Below are 17,442 nucleotides of genomic sequence, written 5' to 3'. Positions count from 1 at the left end.
GGCTTCAAGTTCCCCGTCATCCGTGGACAGGATCCCAGCGCCGGACGAGCTTCGCATGCCGTCGTGCCGGAATGCATATGGGATCGAAGACAGGTGTATCGAGCGGACCGGGCTCATTGGCGAGGACGCCGGCGCAGATAGGCGCGGATGGGCTCGTCCCAGTATCTCGCGGCTATCCAGCCGAGGAGAAGGATGAAGGGCACAAGCAGGAGGCCCGACACGGCGACCGCCTCGGCCGACGGGTTCCCGTGGAGGACGAAGTCCAGATAGACGTACAGGAACGGGTAGTGGGTGACGTATATGGGGTAAGAGAGGCGGCCCGCCCCCTTGCAGATCGCGACCATCCCGCGCCCGATTTCCGAATGCGCGCCGGAGAGGATGACGATCGGAAACAATATGATGACGCATAGCGCGTCGTAGATGCCGTTGAGGTCTATGCCGCCATGTTTCGGCAGCGCCGGGACCGCGAAGGCGGCCAGGAGGATGATCGACAGGGGAAGCATGCCAAGCCTCGGCATGCGCAGGCGGTCCCGCATCCGGTAGAGCCACAGTCCGCTCAGGAAGGGGAAGGCGAGCCGCACCGGCGCCATCCAGAATGTGTCCCAGCCATATCCGCTCGCGATGCCGCTCATCCGGACAGAAGAGGCGAAGAGGATCACGGCCGCGACGACCGTGAGCACCGCAAGGACGCTGGTCGCGAGCCGACGCAGGACGAGCGCATATGCGATGTTGGCAACATATTCCTGGAGAAGCGTCCAGTGGGGACCGTTCATCGAGTGCGTGTCGGTGAAGCGGCCCGGCAGCACCGGCGAAGGCAGCAACAGCAGCCCGGCGACGACCGTGACGAGGATCGCCTGCGGGCTCGTCTGGTCGACGCCCCGAAAGAAGGGATTGGCGAGATAGCACAGCAAGCCGATGAACACCCCAAGCACGACGAGCGGGTGCAACCGGACGAGGCGCAGCTTGAAGAACTCGCCTAATGTCATGCGCTTCCAGCGATCGTCATAGGCGTAGCCGACGACGAATCCCGAAAGGCCGAAGAAAAAGTCTACGGCCAGATAGGCGTGGCGCAGCAGGTTGCGAGCAGGATCGGCGATATATGCCATCTCCATGATGTGGAAGAGGACGACGAGAAACGCTGCGGTGCCCCTCAGGCCATCGAGCACCTCGAAGTGGATCTTCCCGCTGCTCGTCCGGTCCATCTCGGTGACCAGAGGCGCGTCCGCACCAGTTATGGCTGATACCATCTTATATGCCTCCCCTTGCATGTGAGACGCTTCAGATGTCGCTTCATTTCAAAGCGAGCATCGCGTCCTCATCTTTTCCCGGCACTGTGCTGATCACCGAAGGATTTATCTATTCCGATGTTTCGATGTCGCTTAAGGCAAATGCTCGCGTTTGAAGGGATTTTGTAATGCGGCTTTATATCCGCGATCAATCCGATCTCTTGGCTTGAATCTACCCTGCGGTTTTAGCTGCTCCCACCGTGCCTTGAGTGTCGCTGCAGCGGCGGTTCACGCTGATTGCCGGACGTTGCGCGGAGATATTCCGGCCACAGCGGCTATGTCCGTTTTCGCAACAACGGGCTGGCCCTTGCCCCAGTCCTTGTAGAAGATCTCCGTGCTATGTCCTTCCATGAGGATAAGCGGCTTATGCTTCAGGCAGCGGCGGGAGCGCTCGCGACGAGATATTCGTCGGTCGACAGCATCGTGGCGTAGGCAAAGCCAAGCGCCGCCATGAAGGCGGCATGCACCTGCGCCGCTGGTACGGTGACGCCGTTGAAGGCCAGATCGCGGGTGGCGACCGCGTCGTGCACGACAGTGGCCTTGTAGCCGAAATCGACCGCGGCGCGGGTGATGCCATCGACGCACATATGGCTCATCGCGCCGGCGATCGTGACATCGGTGATGCCATTGCGATCAAGAATATTCTTGAGATCGGTTTCGCGGAACGAGTTGATGAAGTTTTTGAGGACGATGGCCTCGCCATCCTGATTGATGACCGCCTTGTTGATCGCGGCGCCGTCCGATCCGGCCGCGAAGAAGGGCGCGTTCTCGCCAAGGAACTCGTGGCGGATATGCACCACCAGATCGCCATTGGCGCGCGCTGCTTCGAGCAGGCGGGCGGCGTTGGCGGCGGCGGCATCGATGCCGACCAGCGCAAATTTTCCGCCGGGAAAATAGTCGTTCTGAAGATCGACGATGATGAGCGCGCGGTTGGTCATGTCAGCTTCCTCCGAGATTTCAGCAAGGCCCTGTTGCCTTCTGCTTGTCTGGATAGGTTGCGAACGCCACGGTGCGGATTGGCGGAACTGACAAAGAGCGAGGCAAAATCGACAAATGGCGAGGTTAAGGCACGCACCGCATATCGGTCTGTTGATCTACCCCCATGCGCAGCTTGCCGCGGTCCATGGCCTCACCGACCTGTTCGGTGTCGCCGCCCGCCTGACGCGCGAGCGGCTGCGAACCGAAGACAGCGTGCTGAGGGTCAGCCATCTTGGGCATGATATGGCAGGCGACGAAATCTCCTGCCTGTTCGACACACAGGCGGGTAGGGAAGGCGAACCCGACATCGTCATCCTGCCGCCGAGCCTCGGCGATCCGCCCGGTGGAGACGCGATCGCTCCGCTCGTCGCGTGGCTGCGCGCGCGCCATGCGGGCGGCACCGCCCTCGCATCGGTCTGCGCGGGCGCATTCCTGCTGGCCGAGACCGGTTTGCTGTCGGGGCGTACGGCGACCACCCATTGGATCTATGCCGAGGCATTGGCCGACCGCTTCCCGCAGATCCGCGTCGATGCCGACAAGCTGCTGATCGACGATGGTGACATCATCACGGCCGGCGGACTGATGGCCTGGACGGATCTTGGTCTGAAGCTCGTCGACCGGCTGCTCGGGCCGACGGCGATGATCGAGACCGCGCGGTTCCTGCTCGTCGATCCGCCCGGGCGCGAGCAGCGTTATTACAGTGCCTTCTCGCCGCGTTTGACGCATGGTGATGCGGCGGTGCTGAAGGTGCAGCATTGGCTGCAGGCGAACGGCACGCGCGGTATGACGGTTGGCGCGATGGCAGTGCAGGCCGGGCTGGAAGAGCGCACCTTCCTGCGCCGGTTCAGCGCTGCCACGGGGCTGAGGCCGATCGAATATTGCCAGCATCTGCGCGTCGGCAAGGCCCGCGCGATGCTGGAAGGCACGAACAAGCCGATCGATCAGATTGGTTGGGATGTCGGTTACGAGGACCCGGCCTCCTTCAGGAAGCTGTTCCTCAAGCTCACGGGACTGTCGCCCGGCGACTATCGGCGACGTTTTGGCGCCACGCGCATGTCCGTTTCTCGCAGTCCCCGGTCGGATGAGTAATGGTCGCTCCCGGCCAATCTTTACCGACGTTCCCTTCCGAGCAGGAATATAGCGGCACGTCGACGCGCGCGGCCCAGGCGGATTCGCTGTGCGCGGCGCCCGGCCATTCGCGGCTGCCATCGCTGTTTTACAGCTGTCGCCAAGCCGCGGGCGTGATACCAACGATACGCTTGAACGTCCTCGTCATATGGCTCTGGTCGGCAAAGCCGCAGGCAGATGCAATGTCGGCCAAGGGGAGGCCGCTTTTCAGATGCTCTTTCACTCGCTCAACGCGTCGTCGAACGAGCCATTGATAGGGCGAGATTCCGGCTGAACGCCGGAATGCATGCGCAAACTGGCTCGTGCGCAGGCCGCACATCGCGGCAAGTTCGGTCAAGCGGATAGCTTCACCGATCGTCGTATCGATCATGTCCTTAGTCAGGCGTTCCTGCCATCGGCTCAAACCACCGATCACCGGCCGCGTGGTGACGAGATCGCCATGCCTCGTGCAGACATAGGTGCCAAAGGCCCACATGAACTGGTCGGCCCATAACGGATCGATCGCGGAGGGCATCTCGAGGTAGGGCAAAACGAGATGGGCAAATCTGAACAGAAACGGGTCTCGGGTGATGCCGGGGTCTTCGCCGACACGCGTGATCCGGGGCGCTTCGAGATCCTCTGCGAGTTCGTCCAAGAAACTCCGCGAGAGCAGCATTTCCAGGGAATGTCGGGGAGAACCGAAATCGACATAATCAATGTCGGGAAGGTACAGGAGACGGGCCTCGCCGACGGTGGCCGACATGCGATAGACCTTTCCGGCGACGGAGATCTCACTCGTTTCATCCTTGAGGCGGACGCCAACCGTAAAGACATCGCCCCATTGGGGAATGTCGGAGTTCGCCTCGGCGGGCGATTGCCCGTAGCGTATCTCGGTCAGCTTGAGATGCGACTGGGAGATCGCCCGGAGGATCAGCCTCGGACTCTCCTTGGCCTGCAGCCGAACCGGGACGCCGCCGACATCGGCCCTCCCAGCGTTCACGGCCATCTCCTTCTCCTCAAGCTTTGCCCCTCATTGCCTCGATTGCCATGCGCCGCATCGGGGCTCTGACGACCAACCATGCGGCGCAGCTTGGGTGAAATCTGTTTTATCGAACCGGAGGGGCTACGCCCTCGGCCGCCTGCTCGATCACCGAGGCGACTGCCTCGGGATTCGAGACATAGATGGCGTGGCTCCCCGGCGCCTCGATCACGTGCATTCCGGCCCGTGCTGCCATCATGCGCTGGGCGTCGGGCGGGATCATCTTGTCATCGGTCGCGACGAGATACCAGCTCGGTTTCGAGCGCCATGCCGGCTCGTTGACGGCTCCCTGCAACGCCTCGACGCCCCAGGGCACCTGCGAATCGGCCATGAAGGAAGCAAGGCTCGGGCGGACATCTGCGGCGAAGGAGGCGGGGAACTTATCGCGATCCAGGAAGAGATAGCCATCAACCGGAGGCAGGATCGGAGGAACAGGAGCGCCGGGAGCCGGGTTGGCGATCAGTGACGAGACCGATTCTCCGCGGTCCGGTGCAAAGGCCGCGATATAGACCAGCCCGGTCACCTTGGGATCGTTGCCGGCCTCCGACACGACAACGCCGCCATAGGAATGGCCGACGAGGATCACCTCTCCCTTGGCCGTAGCGATTGCCCGCTTTGTGACGGCGACGTCATCCGCCAGTGAATGCGTTGGATTCTGGACGATAATGACGTCAAATCCGTTTTTCTTGAGGGCGTTATAGACCCCCTCCCAGCCGGAGCCGTCGACAAAGCCGCCATGCACGAGAATGATCGTCTTTGAATTGGACATGCTATCTCCTTCAACAAGTGAGGTGGGCGTGCAGCCGGTGCAGATTGCCCGCCGGGGCGCCACCCATGTTCGTCGGGGATAGAGACAGCAGCGAATCAGGGATTGAACATTCCTGCAGTGCCGAGAATGGCAGGCGCCTTAAATGCTTGGAGAAACGCCGCAATTGAGCATGAACCACGTCCGGTTCGCAGCGGGCCGTACTGAGCCCAAAGCATGCAGCCGCGAGCGTTCGTTCGCGCTACGCTCGGTTCGCCGGATCGGGGCTATCGGCATTGGATCGAGACGGCGGACGGTGCCCGTTCGCGGGCTGTGCGTCCCGCACCAGCCGCCATGCTGCCACGCCGCCGAGCCCGACCGTCAGGATGCTGCCGATGAGCGTTGCCCATGCCGCGCCGAGCGCGCCGAGCATGGGCAGGAGAAGGAGGAGTGCGCCGAGCTGTGCCATGGTGCTCACCGTGCGCAGGCTGAGTGCCAGGCCGAGCCGGCCATGCGTCGTCAGCATGGGCTCATAGGCCACGCCGGCGAGGTCGACCGCTGCCGCGATCGCCAGCAGCAGGATCGGCCGCGCAGCACTGTCGAATTCAGGGCCGGCGATCGCATGTAGTATCGGCCTGCCCGCCAGCGCCGTCAGCGCGACGATCGCCGCGCCGGACAGCATGGCCCATGCGGTGATGCGGCCGGCGAGGCGACGAAACTCGCCGGGCCCGGTGCCATGGCCTCGTATCAGCTCCGGAAATATCGCGCGTGACAGCGATGCGGTGAATTTGGCGAGCGCCTGCGCAAGCTGGGCGGCAAGCCGATAGCCGCCGGCGACCGCGGGCCCGCCGATCAGGCCGGTGATCAGCAGCGTCACCTGGCGCGTCGACAAAGCGAGCGTTGCCGATGCGTTGCTCGTCCAAGCGAAGCGCCACAGCTCGGCGAGCGGAGCGCCGCTGCGAGGCAGAGCCGTGCCCGGCATCGGGATCGGCTGGACCCGCGCCGCCGCGCGCCAATAGGCGGCCGCCGTCGCGACTTCCGCCACCGCCCAGGCGGCAAGGAAGCCGGTGACGCTCGGAAAGACAGTCGTGGCGAGCAGCGCGCCCAGCAGCCGGACGATCGGCGTCACCGCATCGGCCATGGCCGCGCGGGCATAGCGATCATGCAGGCGCAATATCCCGATCGGCGTGGAGCGGATCGACAGCAGGAGGGCGAGGCAGAAGAGGCAGGCTTCCGCCTGAAGCCGTGCCGACCAGCCGAAATGCGGCGCGAACAGGCTTACCGCGCCGACCGCGATCAGGCTGCCGGCAAGCGCGCTCATCATATCGAGCATCATCGCGAAGCCGATCAGCCGATCGAGCGCGGGGCCATCATTTCTTTCCAGCAGCGGCATGCCGTAGCGCACCACGAGCTGCCAGGTCTGGAAGGTGACGAAGCCCGTCACCGTCTGGCCGATGCCGAGGATGAGCGCGAAATGGCCGAAGCCTTCGATGCCGAGCGTCTGCGTGGCGAGCGCCAGATAGAAGAGGCTGAGCAGCGCGCCCACCGCCTTGCCGCCGAGCAGCCAGCCCGTATTGGCGGCGATCCGGCGAAGGCTAGCGGCCATGAGCCGGTTCGCGCCGTAGCCTTGGGGCGTGTCGCGGCTCGGCCTGGATCGGCCGCGCGTTTCGCCAGCGGGACCTTGGCAGAGTGGCGAGATGATGATGGTAGAGCGCGCCAAGGCGCGTCTCGCCGAGGCCGGTGCCGGAGACGAGCTGAAGAATGTCCGTGCCCGGATTCCAATTGCCCTCGATCAGGATCGGCCCGTCCGCCGTCAGGCCGATATCCCAGCCGATGACGGTGAATCCTTCGCGGAAGGCCTGATGCGCGGCGATCGCCAGCGCCGTGGCGGACGCGATGTCCGGCAGGAGCTTGCCCCGTATGACCGCATGCGTCGCCGGATGACGGTCGGTCGAGACGATGCGGCCGTCCTGGCGCCAAATGGCCGGCCCACATCTGCCGGCATCATCCACCGCTGCGACGAGATTGCCGGCGTTGAAATTATCGACCGGCCGCGCGCCGCCCGCGCACAGGCGAAGGACCAGGCCGCAAACCTCGATCGCGCCCGCTTCGTCGAGGCAGGTCATGATCCGGAGCGAGGGCAGCGCGCCCGGCGACAGGGTGGCGAGATCCGGATGCGTCGCCATTGCCTGCTGGATGACGGCGCCCGCGCGATGCGCCCGAACGAGCCGGTCCGCCAGCCGAGAGTCTGAGATCTGCCCGGAGGAGCATGTCTGCCAGCCGCCCGGCACGCGAATATAGCGGACGATGCCATGCCCCTTGGAGCTATAGTTGGGCTTTACGATCAGCGCATTCCGCGCCAGCGCCCAGCGGACGAGCTGCTCCTCGGACCCGTCGAACGTGTCCGGGACGGGCAGGGTCGATTGACGGCAGCGCAGCGCGAACAGCCGCTTGTTCTTGAGTGGATTGGCCGCGAACGGGAAGGCGCCGGGGTTGAGCAGGCGATGGACGCCCTTGCGCGCGGCCATGCCGAGATGCGCGGCGCCGTCGCCTGCAGGGGCGAGGAGCGCCTGTTCTGCCATGTTCCAGCCGTTGCGCCAGCCGGGATTTGCGGTCGCCATGCCGCGCAGGCCCCGTGCCATGCCACCCGTTGCGAGCAGGAGCGCGATCAGCCGGTCGCGCCAGCGCCAGTGCAGCCAGAGCCGCCCGAAATAGAGCGCGGCGATGTCGTTCGCCTGATGCCGCCCTTCGTTGCCGGGCGGCATCAGGCGCGGCGGGATCACGCGCAGCGTCAGCATTGGCGATATGGCTATTCGGCGGCGATCGGCATGGTGGCGGCGCGTGCGTGCAGCAGATCCTCCGCGACGCCGAGCGTGCGGGCATTGTCGACATCGATCGCGACCGCGCCGTCGGTGAGGATGACCGGCCGGATGCTGCAGCGGAAGCGGCGGGAGAAGCGGCGGAACGCGCCTTCCAACGTGCCGATGCCGAAGCGGAAGCGGATCAGGTTGAGGAAGCCGAAGGCCTGGACGATCCGCAGCGGATGCTTGGCGAATTGTCCGCCGGACCGGAAGACCTCGATCGGGCCGAGCGCCGTCCGGCTGCGCAGCCAATAGCTGTTGCAGTTGGAATAGCTGTCGTCGGAGAAGCGATAGAAGCGTCGCTGGCCATCGGGATGCGCCGCGAGCACCGATGAGGCCCGGGCGAAGGCGACGGCGATGTCGGCGTTCGCCACGTCCGCGCCCGTGCCGATCTCCGCGATCGCATCGGGGGCGAGCAGGACATTGTCGGCGGTGGTGACGAGTGCGGGGAAGGATGCATCGGCCAGCGCGTCCATCACGCTATCGACCAGATTGTGCCGGGCGGGCACGATCCGCAGCCGCCCGGCCTGCACCAGCGCGCGGATCGGCTCCAGCACCTCCAGCGCCGCGCTGTCATTGACCGAGACGATGATGCGGCCGATGTCGGGGGAGGCGGCGAGCGCATCCAGCACGTGCAGGATCATCGGCCGGCCCGCCACGGGCACCAGGCATTTGAGGCTTATTCCGGCCGCGTCGGCCAGCGGATCGATCCTTCCTTCACGCTGGCCGGCGAGCACCAGCGCCGTCATCGACGTCGTGGGGAGATGGCTCATGCGGCAAGCTCCACGACGTCTGCGGCGATGAGCCCCTGACGCTGCAGGCTGTGCGCAACGATCGATTCGACCAGAGTGGCATGATCGATGCCGAGCGTCGCGGCGGAGCGGGAGATGGTCTTGCGCGACCAGAGATTGCAGGAGAGGTTGACCTCCATGAACTGAAGATCGTCCGAAACCGGATCATAGCGATATTCGAACCGGCCATAGTCGAAGGGCCAGAATTCCTGGACGAGCGCGCGCGTGTGGCGTTCCAGCCGCGACATGAGCCACGGATCCTCGACCGGCACCAGCGGATCGTCGGCGGTCGCGATGAGCGCGCGCTTTTCCTCATAGGATCGCGGCCGGCGGGGATCGTCGGGCATATAGGCCATGGGCGGGAGCAGCCAGGGCTCCCGGGCAGCGCCGCCGATCACGGGCACGGCGATGTCGATGAGCGGTACATAGGGCTCGACGATCACGTCATGGCCGGCAGCCTGCAGGGCCTCGATATGATGTCGCGCTTCCTGCCAGCTCGCCACGACACTGAGACCCCATGAGGCGGAGGAGGCGTTCGGCTTCACCACCAGTTGGCCGGCGGCGAAATGGGGCTGATCGATGGGGCCTGCGCCGCGCCGATAGATTTGCCAGTCCATCGTCGGCACGCCCCGGTGGCGCGCCGCCATCTTCGTCAGATGCTTGTCGTCCGAAAAGCCCCGCAGGATCGGGCTGGCGCCGAGAAAGGGCATGTTCTGGCGCGTCAGCAGCAGGGGCGCCAGCATCTCGCTATTCTGAAAGCCTGCCCGGTTGAGCAGCGGAATCACGAAATCGGCATCGGGCTGCCCTTCGATCGCGGCGAAGCTGTTCGCCGCCGTCACCCGGAGCCCGATCTGCTCCAGCGTGGTGCGCAGCTCATGATGATAGAGCGCATGATTGCCGTCGACGGTGTCCGGCCTGCCGTCGCTCAGCGCATGCTTGGCGAGAAACAGGATATGCAGCTTGCTCTTCGCGCAGGCCGGAATGACTGCGCAGTTCGGGTGTCGGGGCTTGCTCATCCGGGGGATGCTAGGCCCCGATCGGGTCTGCTTTGCGACAGATAGGTTGAGGTTCGGCGACAGGCCCCGCATTGCGGCGAAGCCCGTTGCCGACCTGCGATATTCCGTTGTTCTAGGCAGCCAGGGCGGGCCGGCTGCCCGCTCGCTCGTCGATGAGGGCGAGGAACCAGATAGCGAGGCCGCCCAGTGCCATCCCGCAACCCACCCAGCCGGTCGAGGCCCAGCCATGACCGGCGGCGATAGCAAGGCCGCCCAGCCAGGGGCCCAGTGCGTTGGCGATGTTGAAGGCGCTATGGTTGAGCGCGGCCGCGAGCGTCTGCGCATCTTCCGCCACATCCATGAGCCGTGTCTGGAGCGCGGCGGCGAGCCCGCCGCCGCAGCCGATCAGGAACACGACCGGCGTCACCAGCCAGATATTACCCACTGCATAAGGATAGAAAGCGAGCGAGATGGCGCTCCACAGGAGCATGCCCGCGATCGATGGCATCAGCGCCCGGTCCGCTGCCCATGCGCAGCCGAGATTGCCTGCCGTCATGCCCAGTCCGAACACGCTGAGCACCAGCGGCACCACCTCCGGCGCGACATGTGTCACTTCCATCAGCGTCGAGGCGAGATAGGTATAGACGGTGAACATGCCGGCGAAGCCGATCGCGCCGATGCCGAGCGTCAGCCAGATCTGCCGCCGGCGGAGCGCGCCGAGCTCGCGGAGCGGGCTCGCGCCCGGCTGAACCTTGTCCTTCGGCGCGAAGGCGAAGATCAGCGCCGCGGTCAGCAGCGCGAGAAAAGCGACGATCGCAAAGCCCCAGCGCCAGCCGACAAGCTGGCCGATGCCATTGGCGAGAGGGACGCCGATGATGGTTGCGATGGTCAGCCCCAGCATGACCCGCGCAAATGCCTGCGCGCGGCGGTTGGGCGGTACCAATGCCGCGGCGACGAGTGCCGCGACGCCGAAATAGGCGCCGTGCGGCAGCCCGCTCAGAAAGCGGAAGACGAGCATCCAGCCATAAGAGGGCGCGAGCGCGCTGAGGCCATTGCCGACCATGAACAAGGTCATCAGCCCGATCAGCAGGGTGCGCCGCGCGATCTTCGCCGCGAGCACCGCGATTATGGGCGCGCCGACCACCACGCCGAGCGCATAGGCGCTGATGACATGGCCGGCGGTCGGTTCGTCAATGCCGAGGTCGGGTGCGAAATAGGGCAGCAGGCTCATCGACGCGAATTCGGTCGTGCCGATCGCGAACCCGCCCATGGCGAGCGCGAACAGCAGGAGCGCGGGGTGATGCGCCCCGGGGGCAGGGTGGTTCGTCGTCATCATTTTGATCCTATGCCGGGACGGGCGCGTCGGCGGCGATCAGCCGCTCGCTTTTCAGTTCCGCCCAGAAAGCGGGTGCGATCGCCGTCCGCATCGAGGCGGCGTTTTCGGTGGCCTGGCGGGCGTTGCGCGCGCCGGGAATGATCGCCGCGACCGTGGGGTTGGCGTTGGCGAAATGGAGTGCGGCGGTTCTGAGGTCGGTGCCGTGCCGTTCGGCGATGGCGGCCATGCGCGCGCGCTTTTCCAGCGCGCCGGCGGGCATCTGGCCACGATAGTCGTAGCGGTCCCGGCCGGCGAGGAAGCCCGCGTTGAGCGGCGCGCCGACGATGATAGACGCGCCGCGACGCCGCGCCACGGGGAACAAGCGGTTGAGCGCATCCTCATGCTTGATGAGCGAATATTGGGTGGCGGACAGGATGATGTCCGGATCGGCCGCCTCGAAGGCCGCGAGCGCGGGCTCGAGCGTGTTGACGCCGAGGCCCCATGCCTTGATCAGCCCTTCCTCGCGCATCCGGGTGAGTTCCAGCATCGCGCCCTCGCGGGCCTGCGCGAAATATTCGGTCCAGCGTGGGCCCATATCGCCATTGTCGGGCGAGATATCGTGGATGAAGACGATATCGAGCTGCGCCATGCCGAGCCGTTGCAGGCTGTCCTCGATCGAGCGGCGGATGCCGGCGGCGCTATAATCATATTCATGACGGAAGGGCGGGATCTTGCGCCAGGTCGCCAGGTCGCGGCCGGCCGCGACCGGATCGGGCCGCAGCAGCCGGCCCACCTTGGTGGACAGTACGAACTGGTCGCGCGGCTTGTCATGCAGCACCGCGCCGAAGCGGCGCTCGCTGAGGCCCAGGCCATACCAGGGCGAGGTGTCGAAATAGCGCACGCCCGCATCCCAGGCCGCCTGCACCGCGCCGAACGTTTCCTCGTCCGTCGCGGGCGCGAAGCCATTGCCGAGCGCGACACCGCCCATGCCGAGGCGGCCGGGCGGCCGATAGCGACCGCCGCCCGTGCGGTTGGCGGGAAGCGGGGCATCGATCCGGGCCGCGATCGGGCCGGCGGCGAGCGCGGCGACGCCGGCCATGGCGGCGGTGAGGAGGGTACGGCGCGTGGTCATCGCTATCTCCTTTCGGGCAAGCGGTCGGGACCCGGCACGGGACGCCCGGCTTCCCAGACTTCGACGATGCGATCGATGGCGGTGATATCGGCGGCAGGATTGGCGGCGAGCACGATCAGATCGGCGCGCTTGCCCGGCTCGATCGTGCCGCGATCGTTCAGGTTCAGCAGCCGGGCCGCATCTGCCGTGGCGATGGCCAGCGCCTGCATCGGCGTGAGCCCCGCCTCGACCATCAGCGCCAGCTCGCGATGCTCGGCGATGCCCGCGATGCGCAGCGGGGTGGCGCCGCTGTCCGTGCCGAAACCGATCTTCACCCCGGCATCGTGCAGCGTCTTCAGATTGCGGAGGTTCATCGCGAGCGACTGTCGCGCGGCTGCCGTCCTTGGATTGGCAACTATCTTCGCGCGCCAAGCCGGATCGTCGACCTGCCGGGCGAGTTCGGGCGATAGCGCCGCGCGCGTAAAGGGTGCGCGCGTCCAGGGCGCGCGGTCGGCCCAGGCGACGCTGGCCTCGTCGAGCTGGAGGGTAGGGATATACCAGATGCCCTTCGCCTTGAGCCTGGCGATGAAGGCGGGCGTCACCGGCTTGTCGCGCACGCCATGCGCGATGATGTCGGCGCCGGCATCCACGACCGCCTCGGCATCGGCGAGATCATGGACATGCGCCGCCACGCGCAGCCCGAGCCGGTGCGCCTCGTCGATTACCGCGCGATAGATTGCCGGATCCATCTTGACCGCCAGGCTGCCGCCGAAATCGTCGAGCCAGATCTTGACCAGATCGGTCTTTGCGGCCGCCATCCGGCGCACATCCTCCCGCGCCTCGTCCGGCGTGGTGGGGCGGAAGAGCTGGTCGGGGCCGACATTCAGCATCGTCTGCGGCGGCGCGCCATTGGGCACGCCAATGCCCTGGTCTACGCCGAACAGGTCCGCGCCGTCGATGCGGCCGGCATGCGCCTCGGCCCTCAGCGTATCGAACAGCGGACCATTATTGCCGAGCGCGGTGACGGTCGTCACCCCGTAGCGGCGATATTGGGCGAGCTCTGCGGTGATGGTCGCGCGCGTATAATTTTGCGCGCCCGTTCCCGTCCCGCCGACCTGGCCGACATGGCTGTGATCGCTGACGAGGCCGGGAATGACCGTGCGGCCGCGATGATCGATCCGTCGCGCGCCCTTTGGCACCGCGACGTCACGCCCGGCTGCCGTGATTCGGCCGTCGGTGACGAGGATCGTCGCATCGTCGAGCGGCGCGCTCCTCTTGCCATCGATCAGTCGGACCCTGGTGATCGCGACCGTTTCGGCAACGGCCGGCGCTGCGCCGAGCAGAAGGAGCGGCAGGAAAAGGGCGTACATCCGCGAGCCGGCGCGCCCAATGCCGCCGGCTCGTGCGGGAGCGTCTCGCCTCCCGGATGGTCGAGCTGCCATGACCACGAAGACATGCCTCCTGGAGCTGCCAAGGGCGCATTGCGCCGCAGCATCGTTTGCATAGCTATGCAAAAAAGCCCAGAAGGTCAAATGCTGAGACCGCCCGTCGGGAGCACCCTCTTATGTACGGGGCGGAGCAGGCGAGGGATGATATCGAGAATAGGTTGGAAGGAGCCGGGCAGGGTGAACGGCGAGCTTTGCAGCAATAGGGAGGCAGGCATTTGACCGGACGGTGCCGCCCCCCATCATCGATCGAAGTGGCGCGCGTCGCCGGCGTCTCGCAATCCGCCGTGTCGCGCACCTTCACGCCGGGCGCGAGCGTTTCGGCCGAGACGCGCGCCAAGGTCAAGGCCGCGGCCGATGCGCTCGGCTATCGCCCCAATCTGATCCCGCGCATCATGCTGACCGACCGTTCGGGGATCGTGGCGGTCGTGGTCGGCGGCTTCTACAATCCCTTCCATGCCATGACGCTCGAGGCTTTCGCGCGGGCGCTTCGGGCGGCGGGCAAGCAGGTGATGCTCGTGCAGGTGGAAAGCGACCGCGCGCTGGACGAGGTGGTGGGTGAGCTCTCCGCCTATCGCGTCGATGCGGTGGTGAGCGCGCTCTCGATCCACGCGCAGGATGTGGCCGATGCGCTCTCCGCCTTCCGCATCCCGATCGTCACGCTCAATTCCGCGATCACCACCGAGTGGATCCGCACCGTCTCGTCCGACAATGAGGGGGCGGGCGAGGCGGCGGCGGCCCTGCTGTACGAACGGGGCGGGCGGCGGTTCGGCTATATTGCCGGTCCGCAGGACAGCATCGCGCAGACCCGGCGGGAGGCCGGATTCCGTCGCGGCCTGGCCAGGCTCGGCGTCGGCCAATGCGCCTCTTCCTGTGGCAATTACGACCATGGCGGCGGCTATGCGGCGATCAGGGAGATGTTCGCGGGCGACGCGCCGCCCGACGCGCTGTTCTGCGTCAACGACCTGACGGCGCTGGGCGCGATCGATGCCTTGCGGATCGAGTTCGGCCTGCAATGTCCGACGGACGTGCTGGTCGTCGGCTATGACAATATCGCTGCGGCGGCCTGGCCGGCCTATCAGCTCACGACCTTCGACCAGAATGTCGAAGAGATGGTGGCGCGCGCGATCGACATGATCGATGCGGATCTAGCCGGTACCGCAAGCTGCGACATCGTCCAGCCTATGCTTGTCGAGCGATCGACCACGCAACGTGCGTAGCGCGACCTCAGGGGCGGGGAGGATGCCGGCAGAAATTAACTTTTTCTTAACCTTTGTATTGCTGTCATGCGCCAGCTGCGGCTGCTCCCCCGCTGCGGCGGCACTGCGAGTTTGCGTACCTGCCCCGCCCCCCACGGCGGGGCTTTTGCTTTTGGCGATGCGCCGCTCGGCCCGGAGAAGGAGAAACTTACGCCAGAATGGCGCATTCTCTGTCGCCGGTCCAGGCTTCAGCGCGGCAGCACGATGCGGGGCCCAAGATTGGTCATGACCTGGCGGGCATCGAAGGCGCGCGGATCGTCGGGCTTGCGCCCGCGACCGAGAACGATCTCCGCACTGGCCTCGTAGCGGTCGACTGTCCGGACGTCGACCGTCCGGTCCCAGAAGGGATCGCCCCAGAAGGGATCCCAATGGTGCCAGCCGAAACCCCGGCCATGATAGCGCCAATAGGGACCCCAGAAGCCGTATGGCCCCGGGCCGAACGGCCGGTCGATATAGGTTCTGGTCCGCTTGTCGGTCTGGCGGTCCGCCATGATGAACCAGTCATAGCCGCGCTCGACCGTCAACTGCGCCGCGCGATAGAGGAGATAGGTCTCCACCGTCTCGCGCGCGGTGAGGCTGTTGCCGCGGAAGGTGACGCGGTAGCGGTTCGCCTCGATCTGCTGATCGCTATAGCCGCCGCGTGAGGATTGGCCGGGCGTTTCCGGCCGGTAGGGGGTTGCCGTGCCGCAGGCGGTGACCGCCAGCGCCGCCAGCAGGATAGTGAGCGCCCGATGTCTTCCGGGCGCCTTCGTAATCGGCCTTGACATCGCTCTTACCAGGGTTGGTTTTCGGCCATAACCTGTGCCGTCATGTCCGGTTCCATATGGAATTGGCGTGCCGGATCGAGACGAATCATCGTGCTCAGGCTGAGCTTGTCGGAGCCTGTTTCGAGCCTGTCGGGGACGAAAGTCTCGGCCACCCTTCGACACGGGGGGGCGGGATTTGGCGGAAAGCCTTCAGCCGCGGCGTTGCAGGCCCGCGATGCGGGGCCTTTCGTCGGGCGGGATCAGCCCTTCCAGCACCGTCCAGAAACCCGCCACCGATCCTTGTCCAGCCTGTGCATAGGCGGCCGACAGCCGCTCGCGCAGCGCCTCGAACAGCTCGGCCTCGAGCGCTGCGCCGTCCGGGGTCAGCCGCAGCAGCCGCTGGCGCCGATCCTCGCGGCCGGTGCGCGTCTCGACCAGGCCGCGCTCGCCCAGTTCGGCCAGCACCCGGCCGAGCGACTGCTTGGTGATACCCAGCAGCTTCAACAACTCGCTGACGGTAAGATCGGGCTGGCGGGCGATGAAATAGAGCGCGCGATGATGCGCCCGGCCCAGCCCCTTTTGCGCCAGCCCCTGGTCTATGCCGCGATAGAGATGGCTGTAGCCGAAATAGAGCAGTTCGACGCCGCGGCGTATCTCGGGTTCGCGCAGGAAAAGCGGGGAAGCAGACTGGACAGGCATGTTGACCTATTGTGCCAGCCACATTAGGCGGACGCAACCGCTGATGGGCCATGATTCCGTGGCACAACGAGGCTGGCCCTGGATTGCAGGCGAGGAACGATGCTGGACGAACGGACCTACGACGATCGCGACGGATTTATCTGGCTGGACGGCAAGCTCGTGCCGTGGCGCGAGGCGAACGTCCATATCCTCACCCATGCGCTCCATTATGCCTCCTCCGTATTCGAGGGGCAGCGCGCTTATGGCGGCGAGATTTTCGCGCTCGACCAGCATAGCCGACGGCTCGTGAAATCGGCGGAGATCCTTGGTTTCGAGCTACCCTGGTCGGTCGAGGAGATCAATCAGGCCTGCCGCGACACGCTGGCGGCGAACAATCTGTCCGATGCCTATGTCCGCCCGGTGGCATGGCGCGGATCCGAGCAGATGGGCGTTTCCGCGCAGCGGACCCGGCCGCACATGGCGATCGCCGCCTGGGACTGGGGCGCCTATTTCGGTGCGGCGGCGGAAAAGGGATTGCGGCTCGATATCGCGCCCTGGCGCCGGCCTGCGCCTTATACCGCGCCGGTCCAGGCCAAGGCCGCCGGCCTCTATATGATCGCCACAATGTCCAAGCATGCGGCGGAGGCGCGCGGCTATAATGACGCGCTGATGTTCGACTGGCGCGGGCAGGTGGCCGAGGCGACCGGCGCCAACGCCTTCTTCGTGAAGGATGGCGTGCTCCATACGCCGACGCCTGATTGCTTCCTGGACGGCATCACGCGGCGCACCGTGATCGGCCTCGCCAAGCGTCGCGGCATCGAGGTGATCGAGCGCGCGATCTGGCCGGAGGAGCTGGAAAGCTTCGAACAGTTCTTCGTCACCGGATCGGCGGCGGAAGTGACGCCGGTGCGCGAGGCGGGGCCGTGGAGCTTCGAGATCGGCGATCTGACGCGCCAGCTCCAGAAGGATTATGCCGATCATGTGCGGGGCCGCCTCGCCTGAGGCGGCGTCGTCGCGGCGGAAGCCGGCCCAGTCGGGATAGCCTCGCGGGCCGGTTGTTTCATTCTCCGTTTCGACAAGGCTTCC

16 protein-coding genes are annotated in these 17,442 nt (G+C 65.8%); 3 read left to right on the top strand and 13 right to left on the bottom strand.

Annotated elements, in window-relative coordinates; translation table 11 throughout:
• Positions 1-113: 113 nt before the first annotated feature.
• Together CLG96_RS16370 and CLG96_RS16365 are read right to left on the bottom strand one after the other, a co-directional pair.
• Positions 114-1,247, bottom strand: a complete 1,134-nt coding sequence (locus tag CLG96_RS16370) for an acyltransferase family protein (RefSeq protein ID WP_107969587.1) — start codon at positions 1,245-1,247, stop codon at positions 114-116.
• A gap of 410 nt (positions 1,248-1,657) precedes the next feature.
• Positions 1,658-2,224, bottom strand: coding sequence for a cysteine hydrolase family protein (locus CLG96_RS16365; RefSeq protein WP_107969517.1), 567 nt, complete (start codon positions 2,222-2,224; stop codon positions 1,658-1,660).
• Positions 2,225-2,375: 151 nt separating this feature from the next.
• On the opposite strand from CLG96_RS16365, the gene CLG96_RS16360 reads away from it, so the two are divergent.
• Complete coding sequence (locus CLG96_RS16360; RefSeq protein ID WP_243395832.1) at positions 2,376-3,353, top strand: GlxA family transcriptional regulator; 978 nt, start codon at positions 2,376-2,378, stop codon at positions 3,351-3,353.
• Positions 3,354-3,480: 127 nt separating this feature from the next.
• Here CLG96_RS16360 and CLG96_RS16355 read toward each other — a convergent pair whose 3' ends face one another.
• The 9 genes from CLG96_RS16355 to CLG96_RS16315 all read right to left on the bottom strand — a co-directional run bounded on the left by CLG96_RS16355 (position 3,481) and on the right by CLG96_RS16315 (position 13,598).
• Positions 3,481-4,377 carry a helix-turn-helix domain-containing protein gene (locus tag CLG96_RS16355; protein ID WP_107969513.1) on the bottom strand — a complete coding sequence of 299 codons (897 nt, stop codon included), beginning with the start codon at positions 4,375-4,377 and terminating at the stop codon, positions 3,481-3,483.
• Positions 4,378-4,477: 100 nt separating this feature from the next.
• A complete protein-coding gene (locus CLG96_RS16350; protein WP_207796723.1) occupies positions 4,478-5,242 on the bottom strand; it encodes an alpha/beta hydrolase in 765 nt (254 codons plus the stop codon).
• Between the two features lie 175 nt (positions 5,243-5,417).
• Complete coding sequence (locus CLG96_RS16345; RefSeq protein WP_107969509.1) at positions 5,418-6,761, bottom strand: lipopolysaccharide biosynthesis protein; 1,344 nt, start codon at positions 6,759-6,761, stop codon at positions 5,418-5,420.
• A complete protein-coding gene (locus CLG96_RS16340) occupies positions 6,751-7,953 on the bottom strand; it encodes a sugar-transfer associated ATP-grasp domain-containing protein (RefSeq protein WP_107969507.1) in 1,203 nt (400 codons plus the stop codon). The genes CLG96_RS16345 and CLG96_RS16340 overlap by 11 nt, the downstream gene beginning before the upstream one ends.
• Before the next feature lie 11 nt (positions 7,954-7,964).
• Positions 7,965-8,789: an NTP transferase domain-containing protein gene (locus tag CLG96_RS16335; RefSeq protein ID WP_107969505.1), complete on the bottom strand. Its 825-nt coding sequence runs from the start codon at positions 8,787-8,789 to the stop codon at positions 7,965-7,967.
• On the bottom strand, positions 8,786-9,823 hold the full coding sequence (locus tag CLG96_RS16330) for a D-alanine--D-alanine ligase family protein (protein WP_107969503.1): 1,038 nt from the start codon (positions 9,821-9,823) through the stop codon (positions 8,786-8,788). Before CLG96_RS16330 ends, CLG96_RS16335 begins: the two co-directional genes overlap by 4 nt.
• 112 nt (positions 9,824-9,935) lie before the next feature.
• A complete protein-coding gene (locus tag CLG96_RS16325; RefSeq protein ID WP_107969501.1) occupies positions 9,936-11,138 on the bottom strand; it encodes an MFS transporter in 1,203 nt (400 codons plus the stop codon).
• Between the two features lie 7 nt (positions 11,139-11,145).
• Positions 11,146-12,249: an aldo/keto reductase gene (locus CLG96_RS16320; protein ID WP_107969498.1), complete on the bottom strand. Its 1,104-nt coding sequence runs from the start codon at positions 12,247-12,249 to the stop codon at positions 11,146-11,148.
• 2 nt (positions 12,250-12,251) lie between these two features.
• On the bottom strand, positions 12,252-13,598 hold the full coding sequence (locus CLG96_RS16315) for an amidohydrolase family protein (protein WP_107969496.1): 1,347 nt from the start codon (positions 13,596-13,598) through the stop codon (positions 12,252-12,254).
• A gap of 293 nt (positions 13,599-13,891) precedes the next feature.
• Here CLG96_RS16315 and CLG96_RS16310 point away from each other — a divergent pair, with 293 nt between their 5' ends.
• Positions 13,892-14,893, top strand: coding sequence for a LacI family DNA-binding transcriptional regulator (locus CLG96_RS16310; protein ID WP_107969494.1), 1,002 nt, complete (start codon positions 13,892-13,894; stop codon positions 14,891-14,893).
• 227 nt (positions 14,894-15,120) lie between these two features.
• Here CLG96_RS16310 and CLG96_RS16305 read toward each other — a convergent pair whose 3' ends face one another.
• A complete protein-coding gene (locus tag CLG96_RS16305; RefSeq protein ID WP_107969492.1) occupies positions 15,121-15,699 on the bottom strand; it encodes a CC0125/CC1285 family lipoprotein in 579 nt (192 codons plus the stop codon).
• Between the two features lie 189 nt (positions 15,700-15,888).
• On the bottom strand, positions 15,889-16,377 hold the full coding sequence (locus CLG96_RS16300) for a MarR family winged helix-turn-helix transcriptional regulator (RefSeq protein ID WP_107969490.1): 489 nt from the start codon (positions 16,375-16,377) through the stop codon (positions 15,889-15,891).
• A gap of 99 nt (positions 16,378-16,476) precedes the next feature.
• On the opposite strand from CLG96_RS16300, the gene CLG96_RS16295 reads away from it, so the two are divergent.
• Complete coding sequence (locus CLG96_RS16295) at positions 16,477-17,358, top strand: branched-chain amino acid aminotransferase (protein ID WP_107969488.1); 882 nt, start codon at positions 16,477-16,479, stop codon at positions 17,356-17,358.
• Positions 17,359-17,442 lie beyond the last annotated feature (84 nt).

The organism is Sphingomonas oleivorans (assembly GCF_003050615.1).
Lineage (GTDB): Bacteria > Pseudomonadota > Alphaproteobacteria > Sphingomonadales > Sphingomonadaceae > Sphingomonas_H > Sphingomonas_H oleivorans.
The sequence above is the reverse complement of the archived record's forward strand: the minus strand, read 5'-3'. Positions and strand labels throughout refer to the sequence as shown.

What these genes read in the sequence shown, in the direction of transcription:
- CLG96_RS16355 (WP_107969513.1), bottom strand. Translation starts at nt 4,377, where the DNA reads ATGGCCGTGAACGCTGGGAGGGCCGATGTCGGCGGCGTCCCGGTTCGG.
- CLG96_RS16300 (WP_107969490.1), bottom strand. Translation starts at nt 16,377, where the DNA reads ATGCCTGTCCAGTCTGCTTCCCCGCTTTTCCTGCGCGAACCCGAGATA.
- CLG96_RS16345 (WP_107969509.1), bottom strand. Translation starts at nt 6,761, where the DNA reads ATGGCCGCTAGCCTTCGCCGGATCGCCGCCAATACGGGCTGGCTGCTC.
- CLG96_RS16325 (WP_107969501.1), bottom strand. Translation starts at nt 11,138, where the DNA reads ATGATGACGACGAACCACCCTGCCCCCGGGGCGCATCACCCCGCGCTC.
- CLG96_RS16365 (WP_107969517.1), bottom strand. Translation starts at nt 2,224, where the DNA reads ATGACCAACCGCGCGCTCATCATCGTCGATCTTCAGAACGACTATTTT.
- CLG96_RS16320 (WP_107969498.1), bottom strand. Translation starts at nt 12,249, where the DNA reads ATGACCACGCGCCGTACCCTCCTCACCGCCGCCATGGCCGGCGTCGCC.
- CLG96_RS16340 (WP_107969507.1), bottom strand. Translation starts at nt 7,953, where the DNA reads ATGCTGACGCTGCGCGTGATCCCGCCGCGCCTGATGCCGCCCGGCAAC.
- CLG96_RS16370 (WP_107969587.1), bottom strand. Translation starts at nt 1,247, where the DNA reads ATGGTATCAGCCATAACTGGTGCGGACGCGCCTCTGGTCACCGAGATG.
- CLG96_RS16305 (WP_107969492.1), bottom strand. Translation starts at nt 15,699, where the DNA reads ATGTCAAGGCCGATTACGAAGGCGCCCGGAAGACATCGGGCGCTCACT.
- CLG96_RS16335 (WP_107969505.1), bottom strand. Translation starts at nt 8,789, where the DNA reads ATGAGCCATCTCCCCACGACGTCGATGACGGCGCTGGTGCTCGCCGGC.
- CLG96_RS16330 (WP_107969503.1), bottom strand. Translation starts at nt 9,823, where the DNA reads ATGAGCAAGCCCCGACACCCGAACTGCGCAGTCATTCCGGCCTGCGCG.
- CLG96_RS16295 (WP_107969488.1), top strand. Translation starts at nt 16,477, where the DNA reads ATGCTGGACGAACGGACCTACGACGATCGCGACGGATTTATCTGGCTG.
- CLG96_RS16315 (WP_107969496.1), bottom strand. Translation starts at nt 13,598, where the DNA reads ATGTACGCCCTTTTCCTGCCGCTCCTTCTGCTCGGCGCAGCGCCGGCC.